Below are 21,301 nucleotides of genomic sequence, written 5' to 3'. Positions count from 1 at the left end.
GTGGCAGCGAATCAGCCCTCGTGGGAGACTTCGCTGTGGGCGCCGATGAGCGCACCCGAGAGGTCCAGGTTCTCGATGTGGGCCTCGCGGTCGACGATAGAGCTGTGGACGTCAGAGTCGACGATGGTCGCACCGTCGAAGACGACCGTCTCCTCCAGGTGGGAGTTCTCGACGTGGGCCCCCGAGAGGACGTGGACGTTCTCGCCGAGCGTGGTGTTCGTGAGGGTGGCGTCGTCGGCGATCATGTTCTCGCCGCCAAGTTTCCAGGCGACGGCCTCGAGGTAGTTCTCGGCCTCGCCGATGTCGAACCACACGTCGTCGAAGCTGAACGCGCGGATCGGGCCACGCTCGACCAGCCACTGGAGGAACCAGCCCGGTTCGTCCGGGTTGTTGTCGCCGGCGAGGTACTCGTCGAACAGGATGGAGTCGGACGGGAGCGCGTAACAGGCGATGGAGACGAGCGTGCTCTTGGGGTCGTCGGGCTTCTCCTGGAAGTCGACGACCTGGTCGTCTTCGAGCTGGACCAGGCCGTAGGACTTCGCTTTCTCCAGCGAACCGACGTCGTAGGCCGCCAGCGTCGGGTCACCGTACTCCTCGAAGTAGTCGACGAACTCGCTGATGTCGAAGCCCATCAGGTTGTCGCCGGCCACGACAAGGAGGTCGTCGTCGCCGAGGCCTTCACGCTCGACGAGCTGGGCGAGCGCGCCGACGACGCCGAACTTCTCGTCTTCGTCTTCGGTACTCTCGACGGACAGCTGGGGTTTCTCCAGGCCGGTCTCCTCGATGTGAGCCTCGAACTCCTCGGCGAACCGCTCGTTCGTGCTGACGAAGACGTCCGTGATCCGGTCGTCGTCTTCGAGCTGGTAGAGGATGCGGTCGATGACCGTCGACTCCCCGACCGGGAGGAGCATCTTCGGACGGTTCCTCGTGACGGGCCAGAGCCGCGTGGCGTACCCGCCTGCGAGAACAATTGCCTGCATGCGCGACTCCTCACACGGGGCGGTAATAGGCCTTTATGTCCTCGATACTGGTCGACCCGGCGACACGTCAGACCGCCTCACTTATCCGCGTCGGCGGGAACGACACGGTATGACTGGCGACGGCGAGCGAGACAGCGAGGAGGCGGCCCCTGACGCCGACGACGAGCAGTCGGCCGGCGGCTTCACCATCGACGAGAGCGAGCTCGACGACGCGGCCCGGCAGGAACTCGAGGAGCTGGAGGTGCCCGAACCCCGCGAGACGGACGTCGATTTGGCGGACAAGATAAACCAGGTCAACGTCGACCAGCGCCTGGACCGACTGGAAGCGGCGTACGACGAGGTCCCTGTCACAGAGCAGACGTTCGAACTCTCGCCCGAGGAGTACGCCGACGTCTACGCCGCGACCCAGGGGACGGGCTACGACGGCAACAGCGTCGTATTCGTCACCCGCGACGGCGAGTCGCTGCCGGCGCTGAACGAGAACATCCCAGAGACGGCGAACCGGGACACCCGCGACCGGGTGCTGCTGGTGCTCGGTCGGGGCGCGGACCTGTGGGCGCTGCCCGGCGGCGGGAAGGCAGACCAGTACGAGTCGATGCAGGAGACGGCGGTCCGCCGGGTCCACGAACAGACCGGAATCCGGTGTACCATCACCGGCGTCGAGGACGTCGTCCACAGCAAGTACTACCCCGACACCGACGCCGAGGGGTCGGTCCACACGCTCGACGTCTACTTCCGGGCCGGATACGAGAGCGGCGCTCTCGACGTCGACGAGTCCGAACTCGTCGGCGCGGCGTGGTTCGCAGAGCCGCCCGAGAACCTGACGGACGGCGCGGCGGACCTGTTCGACCAGTTCCGCGGTGGGCGCGACCGAACGGAGTAGCCCGAACCCGGCGTCAGTGTTCGACGAGTTCGAGTAGCACGCCGCCGGTCGACTTCGGGTGGAGGAAGGCGACCTCGTGCCCCCACGCACCGGCCCGCGGTTCGTCGTCGATGGGGTCGATACCGGCCTCGACGGCGACTTCGAGGGTCGCCTCGATGTCGTCCGTAGCGAGCGCGAGGTGGTGGATGCCCGGCCCGCGTCGTTCGAGGTAGGTGGCTATCGCCCCGTCGCTGTCCGGGAGCGGTTCCAGGAGCTCGAAGTAGCCGTTGCCGAGGTCCAGGAACGTCACGCGCATCCCGTCGAAGGTCTCCTCGTGGACGACCGGCGCGTCGAAGGCGGCGGCGTACAGGTCCGCGAGCGCGTCGGCGTCGTCGGTGGCGATGCCGGCGTGGTCGAAGTGCATGGGGAGGCGTTGTGCGCCCTGGGTTATAGTTCCGGAGTGCCGGCGGCGCAGTCGCTAGGCCGGCCGTGTCACTGCCGGAGAGAGACGAGGAGCACGAGAAAGCCGATGCCGATGGCGACGGACTCGACGATGTGGACGACCTCGAGGTTCAGGCCTGCAATCTCGAACAGCACACCTTCGACCAGGACGCCAAGCGTCATGATAGCGAACCCGATAGACGCGTTCCGGAGGTACTCCGCCCCGGTCCGGCGGTACGCGACGGCGCTGTAGTAGGTGATGGTCGCGCCAAGGAGCAACACCGCCAGGCGAACGCCGGCGAGGACGACAGTCGTCGTCGTGTCGGTCACTTCTCGGCCCTCGGGCGGTCGAGTTCCCTATTCCCACCGTACAGCGCATAGAGGATGAAGAGCATCCCCACGGCGACGACGCCGGTCTGTATCGTCCCGGCGTCGAAGATAGAGAGGCCGAGGACGTCGAAGAGGATGCCCTCGAGGACGGCCCCGACGCTGATGAACACGAACCCGACGGCGACGTACCGAAGCGGGTCGCTGCCGGTTCTCTGGTACCCCCGGTAGGCCTGGTACGCGATGGCGACGCCGAGCGCGGCGGTGATTATCTTTGCGATGACGAGTTCGATGTGCATGGTCAATCGTTTCGCATTTCCTTCCAGATGCGGGCGAAGCGGTCCGCAGCGTCCTCCTCGACTTCGACGCGGACGTCGAACCCGGTGTTTGCGTCGAGTGTGACGTCCACCCGGTCCAGGACGGCCTCGTACTCGCTGTAGTGGTGCCCCTCCGGGTCGACGTGGGTCCGCTCTACGATAAAGCCACGGTCGAGGAGGTCGTTGACTCGCCGAGAGACGGTCGCTCGCGACATCTCGCACTCCTCGCTGAGTTCCTTCCCCGACTTCGGGCCCCGACGGGTCGCCTCGAGTATGGCCCGCGAATACTCGTCGTCGAGGACGGAGAACACCTCCGTCGCGGCGTGGTCGGAACTCACGTGTAGAGGTACTCCGAGAGCTGTATAAAAAAGACGGCGAGTTTGCTGGGTCAGCAAACCTCCTGGTCGGACTTTATCCGTACACCTGGTAGGTTTACCTGTAATGACGACCACCAACCCCACTCGAAGACGGATGCTCCAGGTAGTCGCAGGCACTGCCGTCGCTGGACTCGCTGGCTGTTCCAGCACGGGCGGGCAGACCGGTGGCAGCACCGCGACGGAGCACGACGACGCGAGCAGCGAACAGCACGACGAAGGAACGGAACATCACAGCGAAGCGACCGAACATCACGAAGAGGAGACCGGACACCACGAAGAAGAAACGGAACACCACGAGGAGGAGACCGAGAGCGGACACGGCCACGAAGACGGCGGCCACGGCGAAATCGGTGACCCGACCGACCACGCCGAGGTGGCGATGAAGACGGAGGACGGCGAGTACCACTTCGCGCCGCACGTCGTCCGCGTGAACGTCGGCGGGACGGTCACCTTCCACAACGAGAGCGGGAGCCACGCGACTGCGGCGTACCACCCCGACAACGACAAGCCACAGCTGGTTCCCGACGGGGCGGCCGCCTGGGACAGTGGCCTGCTGACCGAGCAGGGCGCGACCTTCGAACACACCTTCGAGACCGAGGGCATCTACCACTACTACTGCAAGCCTCACGAGACGCTGGGGATGATCGGCACCGTCATCGTCGGCGAACCTGACGCCCACGACCAGCCCGCTCTCGAGGAACCGCCCGCGGAGCTCGGTGATGAACCGCGACACAAGATAGAACAGCTCAACGAGCGCGTCAACGAGGCGCTGGGCCACACCCACTGACGCGCATTCACGTCGCCACGGTCGCCTCGGACTGTCACGGACGGTAATTCGAACCCGTAGCGTCTTTTGTCGGGCGAGTGTCGACTGTCGGTGATAGCGGTCACCGACTCCAGTTCCCGCACCCGTAGACCCGGTCGCGGTTCACCGACCGCCCGTCCCGCCCTCGAAATGATGGATGAGGGCGGGAAGGAGCGCTCACTCCTCGCGCAATCGAGCGCGACGCTCCTCGAACTCCTCGTCGGTCAGGTCCCCGCGGGCGTACGCCGTCCGCAGTTCCTCGAGAGCGCCGTCCTCCGCGTCCTCGTCGGTGAGCAACCGATAGACGAGGTAGACGAGGCCCACGAGCACGAGCAGGAAGAGGAGCGGCAGCACGAGACCGACGACCAGCATCCAGCCCGGGACCGTGCTACTGCCCCACATGCCGCCACCCCACATCCCGCCCATCATCGAGCCGTAGCCCATCATCCCGAAGCCCATGCCGAGCAGCGCGAAGAGGACGAGCGCCCCCAGCACGACGAGGAGGAGCGTCAGCAAACGTCGGTCAGTCGTGTCAGTACTCATACTCCCACCACCTGGTAGCGCCGGTCGTGTTCCATGAGAGAAGCTACACGGTCACGGTTCAATGCTCTTCTTGTTCGGGAAATAGCGTCACCCTGCCCGGCTTCTTTGGAATCGAAAGTCAGACGTTACAACGACGACCCGGGCTGATACTCGCCGAAGACGTCACGGAGCACGTCGCATATCTCGCCGGTCGTCGCGTAAGTCTTCACTGCGTCGACGAGGTACGGCATGAGGTTCTCGTCGCCCTGAGCGGCCTCCCGGAGGGCGTCGAGCGCGGCGTCGACGGCTTGGTCGTCACGCTCCTCGCGAACAGCGGCGACGGTCTCCTGCTGGGCCTGTTCGACGGCCTCGTCGACCTCCTCTATGTCCTGCTCGCCCTCCTCCTCGACCTGGTACTCGTTGACGCCGACGATGACCCGCTCGCCCTCCTCCTGTTCGCGCTGGCGCTCGAAGGCGACGTCCTGAATCTGGCGCTGGACCCACTGGCTCTCGATGGCGTCGGCCATCCCGCCGCGGTCGTCGATGTCCGCAAGCAGGTCACGGGCCTCGGCCTCGAGGTCGTCGGTCAGCGATTCGACGTAGTAACTGCCACCCAGCGGGTCGATGGTGTCGGCCGCGCCGGACTCGTGGGCGAGAATCTGCTGGGTCCGCAGGGCGGTCCGCACGGATTTCTCGGTCGGGAGGCCGATGGCCTCGTCTTTGCCGTTGGTGTGGAGACTCTGGGTGCCGCCAAGGACGGCCGCGAGCGCCTGGTAGGCCACCCGAACGACGTTGTTCTCTATCTGCTGGGCGGTCAGCGTCGACCCCGCAGTCTGGGTGTGGAACTTCAGTTGTTTGGACTTCGGGTCCTCGGCGCCGAAGCGCTCGTCCATGATGGAGGCCCAGAGACGGCGGGCGGCGCGGAACTTCGCCACCTCCTCGAGGATGTTGTTGTACGAGGCGAAGAAGAAGGACAGCTGCGGGGCGAAGTCGTCGACGTCAAGGCCGGCGTCGATGGCCGCCTCGACGTACTCGATGCCGTCGGCGAGCGTGAACGCGATCTCCTGGGCGGCGGTCGACCCGGCCTCGCGGATGTGGTAGCCCGAGATGGAGATGGTGTTGAAGTTGGGTACCTCCGTCGCGCAGAACTCGAAGATATCGGTGATGAGCCGCATCGACGGCTCGGGCGGGTAGATGAACGTGTTCCGGGCGATGTACTCCTTGAGCACGTCGTTCTGGATGGTGCCCCGGAGTTCCTCGCGGTCGACGCCCTGCTGGTCGCCGACGGCGATGTACATCGCCAGCAGCACCGAGGCCGGCGCGTTGATGGTCATCGACGTCGAGACGTCGTCCAGCGGGATGCCCTCGAACACCGTCTCCAAGTCCGACAGCGAGTCGATGGCGACGCCGGTCTTGCCCACCTCGCCGGCGGCCATCGCGTTGTCGGAGTCGTAGCCCATCTGTGTCGGCAGGTCGAACGCCATCGAGAGGCCAGTCTGGCCCTGGTCTAAGAGATAGTTGAACCGCTCGTTGGTCTCCTCGGCGGTGCCCATGCCGGCGTACTGGCGCATCGTCCAGAGGCGGCCGCGGTAGCCCGTAGGGTAGACGCCACGGGTGTACGGCTCCTCGCCGGGGAAGCCGAGGTCATCCTGGTAGTCCACGTCGGCGACGTCCGCCGGCGTGTACAGCCGGTCGACCTCGTGCCCCTCGGTGTCCGTCGTGAACGTCTCCCGGCGCTCGCCGAACCGGTCGACGGTCGGCTGGACCTGTTCGTCCTCCCACTCGGCTTTCGCCTCGCGGATCTCGTCCAGCTCGTCGGGGTCGAACATACGGCAGTTGTCGACCGGCGCGGACAAAAGCGTTCGCGAATGGCACTCGCAGTCTTCGAGAACACCGTCGATCCGGCGCGGTCCGGAAACCACCGGATCGCTGAAATTCCGTGGTGACGTCACGTTGACTCCCCTCGCACCGAGACGAATATAACGATAAAAGACCCACAACCTTTTGGCGGGCCCGACCCAAGCAGTAGTACGGAACACAACACACTGTGCGTTTCGCCCAACGAGGGCAGCTTGAAACGGTCACCCGTTCGCAGTTATCCATTTCTCTTCGCGCAATGGTTGCGCGCAACGCATCACAGAGTATCGCGTTTCGCAACCAGAGCCAGCCATAGACGTCAGAACATATAGAGGAGAGGGAGAGCTCACTGAGTGAGCTGTTCGAGATCCTCAGCCACGAGTACCGCCGTCGCATTCTCATAGCCGTTGGACAACACAATCCGCAGGACATAGACAGCATTACGTCGGAATCGGTCGCAGACGGAGCCGAAGACGAACCGCTCGAAGTACTACAGCAGCGACTCTTCCACGTCCATCTCCCGAAACTGGACAAGGCAGGGTTCGTCAACTGGGACCAGGACACCGGTGTCGTCACACGGGGCCCACGGTTCGAAGAGATAGAACCGCTCCTTACACTGATGCGCGAACATCGGGACGAGTTGCCGGACGGCTGGCCATAACCGTCAGTCTCCGGCTGTTCAGCGAGCGGAGGACGAACACCAACCTCACTATCGGCCCCGAGGGTTTTTACATCGAGTCGCCCGATATCCGGCAATGGCTATCGAGCAGGGCGACGGCGTCACCATCGAGTACGTGGGCCGGTTCGAGGACGGTAGCGTGTTCGACACGTCGCGAGCGGCCGTCGCCAGGGACCACGGCCTCCAGGAGGCACAGGGGACCGAGGACGGCGACTACGCGCCCCTCTCGTTCACCGTCGGTGCGGGGGAGATTATCGAGGGCATCGACGCGGCGCTCGTCGGCATGGCCGAGGGTGACGAAGCAACCATCCGGGTACCGCCGGAGCAGGCCTACGGTGAGACCGACCCCGAGCGGGTCCGGGAGTACGACCCCGAGACGTTCGAGGCGATGGTCGGCAAGCCGGCGGAACCGGGGCTCCACGTCCACGCCGAGAACGGGCTCCACGGCGACGTGACCGCCGTCAACGAGGACACCGTCGAGGTCGATTTCAACCACGAACTCGCCGGGCAGACCCTCGTCTTCGACATCGAGGTCGTCGACGTCCGGTAGCGCCGCCGGGACCGGTCGGACAAGGTGTGTCAGCGGCCGGTGTCGTACTTGTAGGTCGCCTCTTCGGGGTCGATACCGAAGTCCTCGGGACCCTCCTCGGGCTCACTCGTCGCCTGGTCGTCGATGGACGCCTGCTTGAACCGGTCGCGGAGTTCCCCGGACATCCGGAAGCGGTCGACCTGGAGACGCAGGGGGACCGCGTCGGGTTGGAGCTCCTCCTGTTTCTCGGTCAACCGCTCGCGGAGCCGGTCGGGGAGCTGGGCCGGTTCGATGGGTTCGAAGCCGAACTGGACCAGGTAGTCCGCCGCGTTCGTCAGCGAGTAGACGACGTCGAACGACTCGTCGGCGGCGTACTCGACGAGCCGTTCGATGACGTGGGCGCCCACGCCCTGTCCCTCCCACTCCTCCAGGACGCCGATGCTCGTCAGTTCGCAGACCTCGCCGTCGTTGGTCTTGTGGATGCGGATACGGCCGAACCCGGCCTTCTCGTGGGACTCCTCGTCGATCGCCAGGACGTAGTCCCGCGAGCGGAACGCCGTGTCGTCAAGCCCCATCGCCTCGATGTGGTCCAGCAACCAGACCTCCTCACGGTTTTTCGCATCCCTGACGTACATACCACAGGGTAGGTTCGCCCCGATGAAAAGCGTTTGCAGCAACCGGATAGAGTGGTTCGTCACGCGACCGGGAGGGCTACCGGCCGGACCGTGCGTCCGGGTAACGAATCGCAAGGGGCCGGGCTGAAGCGGGTGCGTAGCGAGGACGTCGGGCGTGTTGTCACGTCAGAGTTCACGCAACTACTTTGGTGTCTGTCATCGAACCACAAGGTATGGCTCCGGACTCGCTCGAAGAGATGGACACCATCGTCCACGAACCGACACAGGCGTTCGTCGAGTCGACGAACGTCTGGTCGTTCATGCAGGCGTACGACATCGACGACTACGAAGCGCTCGTCGAGCGGACGACGACCGACGTACCCGGTGAACCAGACTCGGGCGTCGAGTGGTTCTGGGACGTGCTGCCCGACTACCTGGGCATCGACTTCTTCGACGAGCCCGTCCGCGTCCGCGACGACTCGGACGGGCCACAGTACACCGAGTGGTACCCCGGCGGGAGCATCAACGCCGCCCACAACGCGCTGGACCGCCACGCCGCCCGCGACAGCGGCGCGCGGAACCACGTCGCGCTCATCTGGGAGGGCGAACCCGGCGACGTCCGCGAAATCACCTTCTACGACCTGAACCGCCAGGCGAGTAAGGTGGCGAACTACCTGGAGTCGGTCGGTGTCGAGACCGGCGACACCGTGGGGCTGTACATGCCGATGGTGCCCGAAGTCGCGTCGATTCTCTACGGCTGTCTGAAGGTCGGTGCCATCGCCGTCCCCATCTTCTCTGGCTTCGGCGTCGACGCGACGGCGACCCGCCTGGCCGACGCCGACTGTTCGGTGCTGTTCACGGCCGACGGATTCCACCGCCGGGGCAGCGAGGTCCACCTCAAGGGAACGGCCGACGAGGCCATCAAGCAGGCCGGGACCCCGGTCGAACACACCGTCGTCTACGACCGCATCGGGATGGCCGACGACCCCGACGAGACGCTGACCTGGACCACCCGCGACGAGCGGTGGGCGAAGGCCATCGAGTCACAGGCCGACGCGTACGCGAGCAAGCACCTCCCCGCTGACCAGGAGTCGATGCTGCTGTACTCCTCGGGGACGACGGGGGAACCGAAGGGTATCGTCCAGACGCACGCGGGCGCGCTCCTCCAGGCGGCTAAAGAGGTCTACTTCGGCTTCGACCACAAACCATCGGACCGCTTCTTCTGGGTGAGCGACATCGGCTGGATGATGGGGCCCTGGACGCTGCTGGGGAACCACGCCCTCGGCGGGACGGTGTTCATGTACGAGGGGGCGCCCGACTACCCCGAGCCCGACCGGTTCTGGGCGATGATAGACCGACACGACATCACGACGTTCGGTGTCTCGCCGACGGCGGTTCGCGCCCTCCGAAAACAGGGCGACGACTGGCTCGAGGGCCACGACCTCTCGAGCCTCCGCCTGCTCGGGTCGACGGGCGAGCCCTGGGACCCCGAGTCCTGGCGCTGGTTCTACGAGGAGGTCGGCAACGAGGCGTGCCCGATAATCAACATCTCCGGGGGGACCGAGATAATGGGGTGTTTCCTGATGCCGATGCCCATCCAGTCGCTCAAGCCGGGGACGCTGGGCGGGCCGGGGCTGGGGATGGCCGTCGACATCGTGGACAGCAACGGGAACTCCGTCACGGACGCACACGAGCGGGGGTTCCTGGTGGCCCGTGACTCCTGTCCGTCGATGACGAAGTCGCTGTGGTCCGGCGACGAGCGGTACGTCGAGGAGTACTGGTCGCACTGGGCGGACCTCTGGGACCACGGCGACTGGGCACAGAAGGACGCAGACGGCTTCTGGTTCCTCCACGGGCGGGCCGACGACGCGCTGAACGTCGCCGGCCGGAAGGTCGGTCCAGCGGAGGTCGAGGGCGCGGCGATGGAACACCGAGCAGTCAACCAGGCGGCGGCCGTCGGCGTCCCGGACGACACGACAGGGACAGCGGTGGTCCTCTACGTCGTCGTCGACGCGGACGCGAGGGAGTCCGACGACCTGCGAGAGGAGATCCGCGCGACGGTCGGCCAGGCGCTGGGCAAGCCGTTCCGCCCGCGCGAGGTGCTGTTCGTCGACGAGTTCCCCAAGACACAGAGCGGCAAGATCGTCCGGCGGGCCGTCACCTCGGTCTACCGCGACGAGGACGTGGGGGACACGTCGAGTATCGAAAACCCGGTCGCGCTAGAGGAGGTCGACGAGGCCCGCTAGTCCGGCCCCTCGACCGGGGCTTCCAGCTGGGCGATGTCCACGATTATCTCGTTGTTCGACTCGTCGACGGCCTCGACCACGCCGGCGACCAGGAGCCTCGAGAGCGGCGTCGGGCCGACCACCACCGCGTCACCGATATCGAACTGGGTGAACGACTCCTGGAGGTGGATGTGGGCGCGACACTCCTCGGGATGGTGGACGCTGCTCAACCGGATGCCGTCGACGGTGATGTCGACGCGCTCGTTGTTCCGGGCCAGCGTCATCGTCCGGGGGTCGTCGATCTCCTCGCGGCCCAGCGCATCGTAGGCGAGCGGCGTCGGCTTGTACCCGCCGTTCGGGCCGGTGAGTCCCTCGACCAGCGAGAGGTCCTTCAGGTGTTGCATCTGGTTCCGGACGGTCCCCGGCGTCCGGTCGACGGCCGCGGCGATGACGTCGCCTTTCACCGGTTCGCCGGTCGAGTCGTATTCGTTGACCAGGGCCGTCATCGCCGCCCGCTGGCTGCTGGTCAACTCGATTTTGGCCATATCCGTAGTAACGGAACTCGACACTTAGGTACACGGGTTGGTGCAACGGGCCCGTCGTGTCGAAGGTCAGGCGTTTATCAGGGCGAGGACCGTTCGCCCGAGCATGCAACTGGGGTCACGGCGCTGTATCCTCAATCCGGCCAGCGGCGACGGCGAGCACGCCGACTACGTGCCGCGGCTGATGCGGGCCCGCGGGTTCGAGGTGTCCGAGACGGCGGCGGCCGGTGACGGAGTCGAGCTTGGTCGGGCGGCCGGCGAAGCAGGTGCGTCGAAGGTGGCGGTCTGTGGCGGTGACGGGACCATCAACGAGGTGGTCCGGGGCCTGGCGGCGGCCGGCCACCTCGGCGACGTGACGCTGAGCGTCGTCCCGGCCGGGACGGCGAACCTGCTGGCCCGGAACATCGGGGTCAGCGACGTCGAACACGGCGTCGACGTCGCCGACACGGGAACCACCCGGACCGTCGACGTCGGCCTCGCCGACGGCGAGCCGTTCCTGGTGTCGTGTATCGCCGGCCTCCCGGCGGACGCGAGCGTCGCGACCTCCGGCGCACTCAAGGAACGGTTCGGCACGCTCGCCTTCCTCGTCACGGGCGCCCAGGAGGCCCTGGAGTTCGATGGCCTCCACATCGACGTGGACGCGGTGGGCGTCGACGGACCGTTCACCTGGGAGGGCGAGGCGCTGTGCCTGCTGGTCGGGAACTCACGGCAGTTCGTCGGCGAGGGCGGTCAGGCCGACATGGAGGACGGTCTGCTGGACGTCGCTATCGTCGAGCGGATGCCCCCCACGAACCTGGTCGCCGAGGCCGTCGGCCACCGGCTGTTCGCGGCTGACACCCCCGGCGTGACGCACGTCCGCGCCGAGGAGATATCCGTGACCGGCCACCACGAGCCCATCACGTTCAGCCGCGACGGGGAACTGAGCACCCACGACACGCTGGCCCTGACCGTCGAAACGCAGGTCCTCGACCTTCGGGTCGGCCCGGACTACGACCCGACGCCGGAGTGAGTCGGGGATAACGCCCGGTTCAGGAGAGGTCGAAGAGGTCGGCCGCCTGCTCCATGTCCTTGTCGCCGCGCCCGGAGAGGTTCACGAGGATGGTGTCGTGCTCGCCGGTTTCGGCGAGTTGCTTCGCGAAGGCGATGCCGTGGCTCGTCTCCAGGGCGGGGATGATGCCCTCCGCCTCGGAGAGTTCCCGGAACGCCGCGAGCGCCTCGTCGTCCGTGATGCCGCGGTACTCCGCGCGACCGACCTCACGGAACATGGCATGTTCGGGGCCGACGCCGGGGTAGTCCAGGCCCGCAGAGACCGAGTGGACCTCGACGTCCTCGTCGATGACACGGGTCTTCATCCCGTGGATGACGCCCTCGTGGCCCTTCGCCAGCGGGGCGGCGTGTCGGGGCGAGTCCGACCCCTCGCCGCCGCCCTCCGCACCGTAGAAGGCCACGTCGTCGTCCCGGAACGCGTGGAAAAGCCCCATGGCGTTGCTCCCGCCACCGACGCAGGCGACGGCCGCGTCGGGGAGGCCGCCGGTGCGTTCCTGGAACTGCTCGCGGGCCTCGCGGCCGATGACGCTCTGGAAGTCCCGGACCATCCGCGGGAACGGGTCCGGGCCGACGACGCTCCCGACGAGATAGTGGGTGTCTTCGATGTTCTGCGCGAAGTCCTCCAGCGCGGCGTCGACGGCGTCGGCAAGGCCCTCGTCGCCCCGCGTGACCTCGTTGACCTCCGCGCCCATCAGGCGCATCCTGAAGACGTTCATCTTCTGGCGCTCGACGTCCTTCTTGCCCATGTAGATCTCCGTGTCGAGGTCGAGCAGCGCGCCGGCCATCGCCGTCGCGGTGCCGTGCTGGCCCGCCCCAGTCTCGGCGATGAGTCGAGGTCGGCTGGCCTTCTTCGCCAGCAGGGCCTGGCCCAGCGTGTTGTTGATCTTGTGGGCTCCCCCGTGGAGCAGGTCCTCGCGCTTGAGGAAGATATCGGCCCCCCACCGCTCGCTCAGGTTCTCGGCGTGAAACAGGGGCGTCGGCCGCCCGGCGAAGTCCCGCAAGAGCCCGTCCAGTTCCTCGCGGAACGCGTCGGTGTCCTTGATGTCGTCGTACGCGGTCGCCAGCTGTTCGAGGGGCTCTTTGAGGGGTTCGGGGACGTGTCGTCCACCGTAGCCCTCGAAGTCTCCTTCGGACATACGTTGACAGACATTCTCCCCGGGGCTTAAACTATATCGGCGTTCGGGGGGCGGGAGACGTTCGGGCGGAGGCGGTGGCCCCAGACTACGACGCCGGTTTGAACGTTCCGGGGACATTTCAGTGAGGGGGCAGAAAGCCCGCCAATGGCGAGTCTACGGGCCGTCCTCGTCTGTCTTCTCGTCCTCAGCGCAGGGTGTACGACGCTCACGAGCGGTCCGAACGAATCGAACACGACGACCAGAGCGACCCCGACTACCCCACCGGGCCTCGTGGGGGGTACCGTCGACGCCGACGCCCTCGTCGCCGCTCACGAGCGGTCGCTCGCGGGTTCGAGCGTCCACCTTGAGACCGTCCGGTCGAACCGGACCGCCGAGACGAACGGCACCGTCAGGACGCGGGTGTGGGTGGACGACAACGGAACCGCGCGTACCATCGAAGTCCGTGAGCGTGGTGCCGAACGTCGGCGCGTCGAGACGTGGCGCGGCCCCGCAGCCGGGTACCGGCGCGGCGACGACCAGCGAGTGACCGCGGTCCGGAGCGACGTCGCCCCGGCGACGCGCTACCGGACGGCGCGACTCGAACGGTGGCTCTCCGCCGGGCGGTACACCGTGCGCACCGTCGAGGATGGCACGCCACGCCGGTACGTGCTCGCGGCCGACGATGGCGGCCCGCCGAGCGGTGAGCGACTGGAGGCCGACGAGGTCCGGTACGAGGGGCGGGCCGTCGTCACCGCAAGCGGGCGCATCGAACTGTTCGCCGTGACGTTCGTGACCGTCGAGCGCAACAAGTGGGGCCGACACGTCCGGGCGCGGACGTACACCTACCGGGTGGTGAGCGCCGGCGGGGTGACCGTCGAACGACCGGAATGGGCATCGAGTCAGGCCCGCCCGGTCGGTCGTGACCAGGCCGTCGGAGCGGGAACGGCGGACGTCCCGACGGGAGCGAGCGATGCCTGACCGGGCCCACGTCGCGACGGCGCTGGCGGCCGTCGGGATCGCGCTCCTCACCGTCGGAATCGGGCTGTTCGCGGTGATGACGACGCCGACGTCGGCACCCGACGGGACCGCGGCCGCCGACGCGGACCCGACGGTCGCGACCAGCGACGGTGAGTTCCGGCGGCTCCACCGGGCCGGGATAACCGGTTCGAACGTCTCTGTCGGGGTGGTCGACGTCGCCGGGTTCGACCTCGATTCGCGCGCGCTGTCGGGCCACGTCCGAGAGACCCGTGCGTTCGGTCGGGGCGGGGTACGTGGTGATGCCAACAGCCACGGCACAGCCACCGCGACCGTCCTCGCTCGGACCGCGCCCGACGCTGCCCTCTACCTGGCGCGGGTCGGCGGGGTCGACAGTTATCGGCGGGCAGTCGAGTGGTTGACCCGCCGTGACGTCGACGTGATCGTCGCCCCGGTCTCGTTCTACGGCCAGCCCGGCGACGGGACCGGCCCCGTGGCCCGAACCGTCGAACGAGCCACCGACGACGGGACACTCGTGGTCGCGCCCGCCGGGAACCTCGCGGACTCCCACTGGCAGGGGACCTACGACCGCACCGCCGTCGACGACGGCGTCCTCCAGTTCGACGCCGAGAGCCGGCGCAACAGGCTCCGGGGCGGAACGCGGGTGACGATGTGGCTGTCGTGGGAGCGGGCCCACGCCGGCGAGGACTACACGCTCGAGCTGTACCGCGAGAACGGGAGTTCCCCGCGCCTGGTCGCCCGCTCACAGGCCTATCGCGCGGACGACGTGCCGAACGAGCGGATCGTCGCCGACGTCTCGCCGGGCGAGTACTTCGTCGTCGTCCGCGGCCCGCAGGACCCGACCGGTGCCCGCCTCCGCGTCGTCTCGCCCACCCACGAGTTACAGCATTCGACCCCGAGTGGGAGCCTGGTCGCCCCGGCGACGGCCCACGGGGTACTCGCGGTCGGGGCGTACAACAGTCGGGTCGACCGGGTCGAACCGTTCAGTTCGCGCGGGCCGACGGCCGACGGCCGGACGGGCATCGACGTGGTCGCTCCGGACCGTCGGTTCGCCGCCGTCTCCGACCGGGGGTTCGTCGGGTCGTCGGCGGCCGTCCCCTACGTCGGCGGGACCGCCGCACTCGTGCTGGCCGCGGACGACTCGCTCTCGCCGCGACACGTCGAACTCCTGCTCGAACTCACGAGCGAGGACGTCGCGGCGACCGGCGTCGACTACGCGACCGGCCACGGCGAGGTCGACCCCGTCGCAGCGGTCCGCGCGGCCGACAACCGGACGGCGGCAGACGGGAGCGAGACCGGTTAAATCTGGTTTTTAGTCTGCCGTAGCCCTTTGTAGGTTCGCCTTTCAGTACACGCTAGCGACACGTATGTCGGGACTCATCGACCAGATTCAACAACGCACAGCGGCACCCGACGAGACACCGCGCGTCCTCGACGTCGACGAGCGGGCGACCGACGAGGTGCTCGACGCGCTGGCGTCGGACACCGGCCGGGCGCTGTTCCGGACGCTGTTCGACCAGCCGGGAACGCCCTCGGAGATAGCCGAGCGGTGTGACACCTCCGTCCAGAACGTCCACTACCACGTGACGAACCTCCGAGAGGCCGGCCTCATCGAACCCATAGAGACTGTCTACTCCGAGAAGGGCAACGAGATGACCGTCTACGGGCCGGCGAGCGACCCCATCGTCTTCGTCGGCGACGGCGACCTGCGGCCACGCCTGCAGCGATCGCTGACAGACGTGGTCGCGGGCCTCGGATTGCTCGGCCTCGCGAGCCTGTTCGTCCAGTGGGGGGCAGAACGGCTCGCAAGTCCTGCCAGAGACAGTGTCCTCGGACCCGCCAGCCCCACGGCGGCCTCGCCGGACCCCGGCGGGTCGCTCGTGTGGCTGGTCTTCGAAGTGTTCGAACCCGGACTCCTGTTTTTCTGTGGCTGTCTGACCGTCCTCAGCCTGGCCGTCTACGTCGCTCGGCGGTAGTATCGGCGTCGAGAACCGATATCGGGACGAGCCAGCGGACTGCCCCATCCGTCGGGTCCGAAGTCGAGTATCCGGACCGTCGCCGACACACGACCGAGCCCCCGCAGTCGTCGACAGCGGCAGCGTCGCCGCGTGTTCCTTCGCGCCGGCCATCGGCGCCCCGCTCTGACTATCGAGCCAGAATCACGACATCGAGGAGCCCCATCGAGACACGCAGCACAAAAGTCCGGGAGACCTGGAGTGACAGGTAACAGTGAGTGTCAGGCGACGAACGACCGGAGCAGCAGCACCGCCGCGGCGGCAGCCAGAATGCCCCCGATAGCGAGCGAGCCGAGCCCGGCACCGAGGGCACCACTCGACTGGCGCGACGGGGTATCCGAATCCGACAGCGCGGCCGTCTGCGTCGCCGTCGGGGACGTCTCGTCACCGCTCGGCTGGACGACGAGCGTCCCGATGTCGTCGACGTCAGCGTCGATGGCGGTCCCACGGGCCAGCGAGAGGTCGTAGTCGCCCGCGTCGAGGCGCGTGTCGAGGGCGACCTCCGACCCGGGTTCGACCGTCACGCTGTCGGCATCTCCCGCCGTCGACAGCGTCGAACCGTCGTGACCGGCGGCACCAGTGTCGAACAACAGCGTCACGCGGTCGTCCCCGTCGCCGTCACGGACCGTCGCGTTGATCTCGTACCCGGATTCCGGACCACCGATGGAGACGGTAGCGGCGGGTGCGCTCCTGAGCGAGATTTCGATTCGAGCCGTCTCGCCCTGTCGCGTGCGGACGATGCTCTGTTCGAACCCGAACTCGGGGCCCTCGGAGACGTTGTACTTCGTGTCCGTCGTTCCGTCGTCGGTGACAGAGAGCGTGCCGAGGGCGGCCGGTTGCCCGGCAGTTCCGACGCCCTCGTACAGGCGAATCTCGTAGTCAGCCGGATCGAGCGTCGACGGGAGGGCCGGTTCGTCGTTCGTCACCGTCAGGTCGTCGTCGGGATCTGCGACGGTGAGCGTCGCGCCGTCGGTCCCCGCGTTGCTGGTATTGAACAGCACCTGCGCTTCGCCGTCGGCGTCCCCGTCGGTCACCGTCGCGTTGATGACGTAGTTCACGTCCGGACCGCCGATGGAGACGGTGGCCACCTCGACTCCCTCCATCGAGAGCGGGATGGTCGCAGTGGCGCCCTGTTCGACCGTCGTGACCCGTCGTACGTCGAATCCCGACCCCTCCCACTCCGTCTCCGTCGGTTCGGGGGTAGGCTCGGGCGTCGGGGGTGCCGGGTCCGAACAGTTGCCGTCACACGCGACGACCCTGCTGTCCCGCTCGACGAGCGTCTCGCCATCGGAGTGGACCACGAGGTTGACGCTGACGTTGGCGGGGACCTGGCTCACGTCGAACGTCGCGGCGAACGTCCCGTCCTGGAGGACGCGGGTGGACTCCTGATAGAGGAAGGGGTTGCTGGCGTTACTCGACCGGAGGCGAACGGTCAGTTCCGACCCCGGACTGACGGTCGTCTCGCCCCTGACGACCTGCCGGTCGTCGGCGTGGAGCGGGAGGCTCTCCGCGTCGATCGTCGCCGTCTGGTCGGCGGCGGCTGGGGCGGCACCGAGGACGACCGTGCCGAGCAAGAGCCCGACAAGTGCGAACGCTCGGAGTCTCACGGTACCACCTCCTGGGGGGAGGCGGGAAAAATCGCGAACCGTCGCTGTGCAATCGAACAGAACTGGTCTGGAGGGCGGTAATGCATCGTTCCACTCGACAAATCGTGCAGTAGGAGTAAATTGCCCGTGGTAGGTAAAATCCAGTTTGAATCCGGAGACCGCAACGAAGACCGCGTTCGGGGGATTTTTCGGAAAACCGGAACAATCGGTACTGCGAGACCAGCGTATGAGGTATGTGACTACGAAGTTGTGGGAACGTCGGCACTGCAGTCATTCTCTCTCTGGAGGGTTGCGGGTCGGGACGGTGGCCCGGACTCGCTCCAGAGGTGGCGTAGATGTCGTCGTACGCGGTCGCCAGCCCAGCTGTTCGAGGGAGTCCGTGAGCGACTCGGGGACGTGTCGTCCGCCGTAGCCCTCGAAGTCTCCGTCGGACAGACGTTGACAGACAGTCCCCCGATAAGTGAACTGTATCACCAGCGCCGAGCCCTGGCACCTCGTCGGTTCGTCGTGCACACAAGGTATGCACTTCGACCCAGCATTGAGCTGTTTCTGCTTCGGATACGTGCCAGAATAAATACATTATCTCGGTAATCGGGACGTTACTAACACGTAATCGTATTGACGTATCATCACAGTATGAACGGCATAATTCCACTGTTCGCAGCCATGTTCCTCCAGGCATCGTTCACAGACATGATCACGGAGACCATCGGTGACGTCATCGCGTACATCCCGACGATCGTCGGGGTACTCCTCATACTCGTCGTCGGGTACATCATCGGGCGTGTCCTCGGCGGTATCGTGACGCGAGTGGTCCAGCGAATCGGGCTCGACAAGTTTGCGAAAGGGACCGCACTGAGTTCGTCCGGCGATGACGGACTCGCTCGCGCGCTCGGGAAACTCGTGGCGTACTACGTCTACTTCGTGACCGTCGTCGCCGCCGCGAGCGTCCTGGAGATCGACGCGCTCTCGTCGCTGCTCGCTGACCTCGGGTCGTTCCTCCCGGTCATCCTCGGCGCCATCGTCGTGCTCGTCATCGGGTTCATCGTCGGCCGGTTCGTCGGGAGCGCCGTCGCCGACCTGGTCGGGAGTTTCGGCATCGGGCCGTACCTCCGGGGAACGCCCTTCGAGCGGTTCGGCGACACCGAGGGCGAGTTCGGCCGCCTCGTCGGAACCGTCGTCACCTACTACATCTACCTCCTGACGCTGGTCGCCGTCGCAGACATCATCGAAATCGGGCCGCTGTCGGAACTACTGAACACCTTCGCAGGCTACTTCCCGGCGCTCGTCGCGGGACTGCTGGTGTTACTGGTCGGGATCTGGCTCGCAGAGCGGGTCGCCGCGCTCATCAGCGGCACTGACGAGAGCCGCGCGATGGACCTCGCCGGCCTCGCAGTGAAGATACTCATCTACTACATCACCATCACCATCGCGCTCGGGACGGTCGGGTTCGAGATCGACCCGCTGACGAGTCTGTTCACCACGTTCATGGTCGCCTTCCTCGGCGCTTTGGCGCTCGCACTGGCCATCGGAATCGGCGTCGCCGTCGGTCTCGGTGGGAAAGACTACGTCGCCGAGAACATCGACGGCTGGATGGGGCAGGCCCGGTCGGTTGCCGAGTTGGACGAGAGCGAATCCGGCGACAGCACCGAATAAGCGGGTCCCGAAAGCCACAGACGTCGGTGGGACCAGCACACAGGGTCACAGCGAAGGAACTATTTTGCGTCCGTGCGTCGACACTGCGCGTGAATGCCGTCTCGCTGCCGGTGGTCGAGTCGACGGGCTCGGCGACACTCTGTGACAGCGACCGCCTCGTGGTCGGCGAACAACCGGAGTTTCCGGTTTATTTCTCGCCCGGGTACCGGAACGAACCAATACATTCAGTACTTTACCCCCTGTTATAACAGTATGAATCCGTCAGGCGGGCCGTGGGAGGCTCGAGATGCCTCTCGGTCGGTCGTCCGCTTCGAACCGATGCAGTCCCGCCACCTCATGGAGGCAGTGTAGATGCAATCGGCTACGTCCACGGCCAGCAACGTCGTTCTCGTCACCATCGACTCCCTGCGTGCCGACGCCATCGGCAACGAGAACGGCGTCTCGCCCGTCCTCGACGGGCTCGCCGACGAGGGTGTCGTCTTCGATGGCGCGCTCGCCCAGGGCAACTGGACGCCGTTCTCGTTCCCGAGCATCCTCGGGTCCCGCCCGGTGTTCGCCGAACGGCCCGACATCGGCCTCGCGTCGACGCCCTCGCTCGCGGAACGCCTCTCCGAGGCCGGCTTCGCGACGGCGGGGTTCAACGCGGCCAACGGGTTTCTGACCGACCCGTGGGGGTACGACCGCGGCTTCGACAAGTTCGAACCGTTCGTCGACAGCGCCGGCTACAGCAAGTACCTCGCGGCCCACCCGACGGTCCAGGCGTGGGTCCAGCTGGCGACGTCGCCGTTCCGCCGGGCGGCGACGTTCCTTCGGGGCGGGTCGGACGCCCGTCCCTTCGCCGACATCTCGCGGATGGGCGACCTGGAGGACCACGCGGTCCGATTCCTCCAGGAGACGGAGGACGGCTTCTTCCTGTGGGTCCACTACATGGACACGCACACGCCGTACGTCCCCGCGCCGCGACACCTCCGGGAGGTGGCCGACACCCGGCTGAACCTCTTCCGGATGCTCAGCTCCCACGTCCGGACAGGGTTGGGGTGGGACGTCGACGAGCGGACCTTAGAGACCCTCGAGACGCTGTACGCGGCCACCGTACGACAGGTCGACGCCAGCGTCGGGCGAATCCTCGAGACGCTGGACGACGAGGGGTTCGCCGACGAGACGGCCATCGTCGTCGCCGGCGACCACGGCGAGGAGTTCCTCGAACACGGCCACCTCGCGCACTACCCGAAGCTGTATCGCGAGCTCATCGATGTCCCGCTGTTCGTCTCGCACCCGGACGGTACGGGTGGTACGGTCAGCCAGCCGGTCGGGCTCGACGCGATTCCGCCGACGGTCTGTGCCCTGCTTGGCGTCGAGCCCGCTGCGGAGTGGGAGGGGCCCGTGCTGCCGCTGTCTCCGGACGCTGACTTCGAGGACCAGTCCCCGGTCGTCTCTGCAGCCGTCCGCGGCGAGAGCGTCACGAGTCAGCCGATTCCACGGCGACTCGACGACGGCGAGCTCCTCCTCAGCGCGCGGGACGAGCGCTGGACCTACATCGAGCACACCGACACGGGTCGCTACGAGCTGTACGACCGGGAGGCAGACCCCGACGAACAGCGGGACCTGCGTGCGGAGACGACCGCCGAGCGACCGCCGGCACCGGTTGTCGACCGCCTCTCGAGAGCCGTCGCCGAACACGCCGACCGACTGCTCGAAGGGGACGACGGAACCGCGGAAGACGGCGATGGGGGACAGGCGTCGGACGAGATAACGGCAAGACTAAGGGCGCTCGGTTACCAGTAGCGA

General features: G+C 66.8%; 22 protein-coding genes. 11 read left to right on the top strand and 11 right to left on the bottom strand.

Features of this window, described 5'->3' with window-relative positions:
* Positions 1-11: 11 nt before the first annotated feature.
* Positions 12-980, bottom strand: a complete 969-nt coding sequence (locus P1L41_RS08395; protein WP_276298410.1) for a nucleotidyltransferase family protein — start codon at positions 978-980, stop codon at positions 12-14.
* 109 nt (positions 981-1,089) lie between these two features.
* Here P1L41_RS08395 and P1L41_RS08390 point away from each other — a divergent pair, with 109 nt between their 5' ends.
* Positions 1,090-1,863: an NUDIX hydrolase gene (locus P1L41_RS08390; protein WP_276298409.1), complete on the top strand. Its 774-nt coding sequence runs from the start codon at positions 1,090-1,092 to the stop codon at positions 1,861-1,863.
* Positions 1,864-1,876: 13 nt separating this feature from the next.
* On the opposite strand, the gene mce is transcribed toward P1L41_RS08390, so the two are convergent.
* The 4 genes from mce to P1L41_RS08370 all read right to left on the bottom strand — a co-directional run bounded on the left by mce (position 1,877) and on the right by P1L41_RS08370 (position 3,265).
* The gene (gene mce, locus P1L41_RS08385; protein WP_276298408.1) at positions 1,877-2,266 is read right to left on the bottom strand and encodes a methylmalonyl-CoA epimerase; all 390 of its coding nucleotides are present in this window, start codon (positions 2,264-2,266) and stop codon (positions 1,877-1,879) included.
* Positions 2,267-2,334: 68 nt separating this feature from the next.
* Entirely contained in the window at positions 2,335-2,613 is a 279-nt protein-coding gene (locus P1L41_RS08380) for a DUF7521 family protein (RefSeq protein WP_276298407.1), read from the bottom strand.
* Complete coding sequence (locus P1L41_RS08375; RefSeq protein WP_276298406.1) at positions 2,610-2,909, bottom strand: DUF7521 family protein; 300 nt, start codon at positions 2,907-2,909, stop codon at positions 2,610-2,612. Before P1L41_RS08375 ends, P1L41_RS08380 begins: the two co-directional genes overlap by 4 nt.
* 2 nt (positions 2,910-2,911) lie before the next feature.
* Positions 2,912-3,265 carry an ArsR/SmtB family transcription factor gene (locus P1L41_RS08370; protein WP_276298405.1) on the bottom strand — a complete coding sequence of 118 codons (354 nt, stop codon included), beginning with the start codon at positions 3,263-3,265 and terminating at the stop codon, positions 2,912-2,914.
* A 103-nt stretch (positions 3,266-3,368) separates the two neighbouring features.
* Between P1L41_RS08370 and P1L41_RS08365 the strand changes: the two genes are divergently transcribed.
* Entirely contained in the window at positions 3,369-4,091 is a 723-nt protein-coding gene (locus P1L41_RS08365; RefSeq protein ID WP_276298404.1) for a cupredoxin domain-containing protein, read from the top strand.
* Positions 4,092-4,286: 195 nt separating this feature from the next.
* Here the strand turns inward: P1L41_RS08365 and P1L41_RS08360 are convergent, their stop codons facing one another.
* Complete coding sequence (locus P1L41_RS08360; RefSeq protein WP_276298403.1) at positions 4,287-4,652, bottom strand: SHOCT domain-containing protein; 366 nt, start codon at positions 4,650-4,652, stop codon at positions 4,287-4,289.
* A 125-nt stretch (positions 4,653-4,777) separates the two neighbouring features.
* Positions 4,778-6,460: an acyl-CoA mutase large subunit family protein gene (locus P1L41_RS08355; protein ID WP_276298402.1), complete on the bottom strand. Its 1,683-nt coding sequence runs from the start codon at positions 6,458-6,460 to the stop codon at positions 4,778-4,780.
* A gap of 356 nt (positions 6,461-6,816) precedes the next feature.
* Between P1L41_RS08355 and P1L41_RS18620 the strand changes: the two genes are divergently transcribed.
* Positions 6,817-7,149, top strand: coding sequence for a DUF7344 domain-containing protein (locus P1L41_RS18620; protein ID WP_419181090.1), 333 nt, complete (start codon positions 6,817-6,819; stop codon positions 7,147-7,149).
* 94 nt (positions 7,150-7,243) lie between these two features.
* On the top strand, positions 7,244-7,717 hold the full coding sequence (locus tag P1L41_RS08345; RefSeq protein WP_276298400.1) for an FKBP-type peptidyl-prolyl cis-trans isomerase: 474 nt from the start codon (positions 7,244-7,246) through the stop codon (positions 7,715-7,717).
* 29 nt (positions 7,718-7,746) lie between these two features.
* On the opposite strand, the gene P1L41_RS08340 is transcribed toward P1L41_RS08345, so the two are convergent.
* Complete coding sequence (locus P1L41_RS08340) at positions 7,747-8,331, bottom strand: GNAT family N-acetyltransferase (RefSeq protein ID WP_276298399.1); 585 nt, start codon at positions 8,329-8,331, stop codon at positions 7,747-7,749.
* 212 nt (positions 8,332-8,543) lie between these two features.
* Here P1L41_RS08340 and P1L41_RS08335 point away from each other — a divergent pair, with 212 nt between their 5' ends.
* Complete coding sequence (locus P1L41_RS08335; protein ID WP_276298398.1) at positions 8,544-10,556, top strand: AMP-binding protein; 2,013 nt, start codon at positions 8,544-8,546, stop codon at positions 10,554-10,556.
* On the opposite strand, the gene P1L41_RS08330 is transcribed toward P1L41_RS08335, so the two are convergent.
* A complete protein-coding gene (locus P1L41_RS08330) occupies positions 10,553-11,080 on the bottom strand; it encodes a TrmB family transcriptional regulator (RefSeq protein ID WP_276298397.1) in 528 nt (175 codons plus the stop codon). The genes P1L41_RS08335 and P1L41_RS08330 overlap by 4 nt on opposite strands.
* A 103-nt stretch (positions 11,081-11,183) precedes the next feature.
* Here P1L41_RS08330 and P1L41_RS08325 point away from each other — a divergent pair, with 103 nt between their 5' ends.
* Complete coding sequence (locus P1L41_RS08325; protein ID WP_276298396.1) at positions 11,184-12,086, top strand: diacylglycerol/lipid kinase family protein; 903 nt, start codon at positions 11,184-11,186, stop codon at positions 12,084-12,086.
* 19 nt (positions 12,087-12,105) lie between these two features.
* Here P1L41_RS08325 and trpB read toward each other — a convergent pair whose 3' ends face one another.
* A complete protein-coding gene (gene trpB, locus P1L41_RS08320; protein WP_276298395.1) occupies positions 12,106-13,260 on the bottom strand; it encodes a tryptophan synthase subunit beta in 1,155 nt (384 codons plus the stop codon).
* Positions 13,261-13,404: 144 nt separating this feature from the next.
* Here trpB and P1L41_RS08315 point away from each other — a divergent pair, with 144 nt between their 5' ends.
* The 3 genes from P1L41_RS08315 (at position 13,405) to P1L41_RS08305 (ending at position 16,211) form a co-directional block, all read left to right on the top strand.
* A complete protein-coding gene (locus P1L41_RS08315) occupies positions 13,405-14,217 on the top strand; it encodes a hypothetical protein (protein ID WP_276298394.1) in 813 nt (270 codons plus the stop codon).
* Complete coding sequence (locus P1L41_RS08310) at positions 14,210-15,538, top strand: S8 family serine peptidase (protein WP_276298393.1); 1,329 nt, start codon at positions 14,210-14,212, stop codon at positions 15,536-15,538. Before P1L41_RS08315 ends, P1L41_RS08310 begins: the two co-directional genes overlap by 8 nt.
* 64 nt (positions 15,539-15,602) lie before the next feature.
* Positions 15,603-16,211, top strand: coding sequence for an ArsR/SmtB family transcription factor (locus tag P1L41_RS08305; protein ID WP_276298392.1), 609 nt, complete (start codon positions 15,603-15,605; stop codon positions 16,209-16,211).
* Between the two features lie 260 nt (positions 16,212-16,471).
* Here the strand turns inward: P1L41_RS08305 and P1L41_RS08300 are convergent, their stop codons facing one another.
* Entirely contained in the window at positions 16,472-17,857 is a 1,386-nt protein-coding gene (locus P1L41_RS08300; RefSeq protein WP_276298391.1) for a DUF7827 domain-containing protein, read from the bottom strand.
* A gap of 666 nt (positions 17,858-18,523) precedes the next feature.
* Here P1L41_RS08300 and P1L41_RS08295 point away from each other — a divergent pair.
* Together P1L41_RS08295 and P1L41_RS08290 are read left to right on the top strand one after the other, a co-directional pair.
* On the top strand, positions 18,524-19,513 hold the full coding sequence (locus P1L41_RS08295; protein ID WP_276298390.1) for a mechanosensitive ion channel family protein: 990 nt from the start codon (positions 18,524-18,526) through the stop codon (positions 19,511-19,513).
* A gap of 351 nt (positions 19,514-19,864) precedes the next feature.
* Complete coding sequence (locus P1L41_RS08290; RefSeq protein WP_276298389.1) at positions 19,865-21,298, top strand: sulfatase family protein; 1,434 nt, start codon at positions 19,865-19,867, stop codon at positions 21,296-21,298.
* Positions 21,299-21,301: the final 3 nt, after the last annotated feature.

The sequence above is a fragment of the Haloarcula ordinaria genome, from assembly GCF_029338275.1.
Lineage (GTDB): Archaea > Halobacteriota > Halobacteria > Halobacteriales > Haloarculaceae > Haloarcula > Haloarcula ordinaria.
Note: the sequence above shows the minus strand (reverse complement) of the source record. Positions and strands in the feature narration are given on the sequence as shown.

What these genes read in the sequence shown, in the direction of transcription:
- P1L41_RS08365 (WP_276298404.1), top strand. Translation starts at nt 3,369, where the DNA reads ATGACGACCACCAACCCCACTCGAAGACGGATGCTCCAGGTAGTCGCA.
- P1L41_RS08295 (WP_276298390.1), top strand. Translation starts at nt 18,524, where the DNA reads ATGTTCCTCCAGGCATCGTTCACAGACATGATCACGGAGACCATCGGT.
- P1L41_RS08375 (WP_276298406.1), bottom strand. Translation starts at nt 2,909, where the DNA reads ATGCACATCGAACTCGTCATCGCAAAGATAATCACCGCCGCGCTCGGC.
- P1L41_RS08315 (WP_276298394.1), top strand. Translation starts at nt 13,405, where the DNA reads ATGGCGAGTCTACGGGCCGTCCTCGTCTGTCTTCTCGTCCTCAGCGCA.
- P1L41_RS08360 (WP_276298403.1), bottom strand. Translation starts at nt 4,652, where the DNA reads ATGAGTACTGACACGACTGACCGACGTTTGCTGACGCTCCTCCTCGTC.
- P1L41_RS08340 (WP_276298399.1), bottom strand. Translation starts at nt 8,331, where the DNA reads ATGTACGTCAGGGATGCGAAAAACCGTGAGGAGGTCTGGTTGCTGGAC.
- P1L41_RS08390 (WP_276298409.1), top strand. Translation starts at nt 1,090, where the DNA reads ATGACTGGCGACGGCGAGCGAGACAGCGAGGAGGCGGCCCCTGACGCC.
- P1L41_RS08310 (WP_276298393.1), top strand. Translation starts at nt 14,210, where the DNA reads ATGCCTGACCGGGCCCACGTCGCGACGGCGCTGGCGGCCGTCGGGATC.
- P1L41_RS08305 (WP_276298392.1), top strand. Translation starts at nt 15,603, where the DNA reads ATGTCGGGACTCATCGACCAGATTCAACAACGCACAGCGGCACCCGAC.
- P1L41_RS08325 (WP_276298396.1), top strand. Translation starts at nt 11,184, where the DNA reads ATGCAACTGGGGTCACGGCGCTGTATCCTCAATCCGGCCAGCGGCGAC.
- P1L41_RS08335 (WP_276298398.1), top strand. Translation starts at nt 8,544, where the DNA reads ATGGCTCCGGACTCGCTCGAAGAGATGGACACCATCGTCCACGAACCG.
- P1L41_RS08355 (WP_276298402.1), bottom strand. Translation starts at nt 6,460, where the DNA reads ATGTTCGACCCCGACGAGCTGGACGAGATCCGCGAGGCGAAAGCCGAG.
- P1L41_RS08345 (WP_276298400.1), top strand. Translation starts at nt 7,244, where the DNA reads ATGGCTATCGAGCAGGGCGACGGCGTCACCATCGAGTACGTGGGCCGG.
- P1L41_RS08395 (WP_276298410.1), bottom strand. Translation starts at nt 980, where the DNA reads ATGCAGGCAATTGTTCTCGCAGGCGGGTACGCCACGCGGCTCTGGCCC.
- mce (WP_276298408.1), bottom strand. Translation starts at nt 2,266, where the DNA reads ATGCACTTCGACCACGCCGGCATCGCCACCGACGACGCCGACGCGCTC.
- P1L41_RS08330 (WP_276298397.1), bottom strand. Translation starts at nt 11,080, where the DNA reads ATGGCCAAAATCGAGTTGACCAGCAGCCAGCGGGCGGCGATGACGGCC.
- P1L41_RS08290 (WP_276298389.1), top strand. Translation starts at nt 19,865, where the DNA reads ATGCAATCGGCTACGTCCACGGCCAGCAACGTCGTTCTCGTCACCATC.
- trpB (WP_276298395.1), bottom strand. Translation starts at nt 13,260, where the DNA reads ATGTCCGAAGGAGACTTCGAGGGCTACGGTGGACGACACGTCCCCGAA.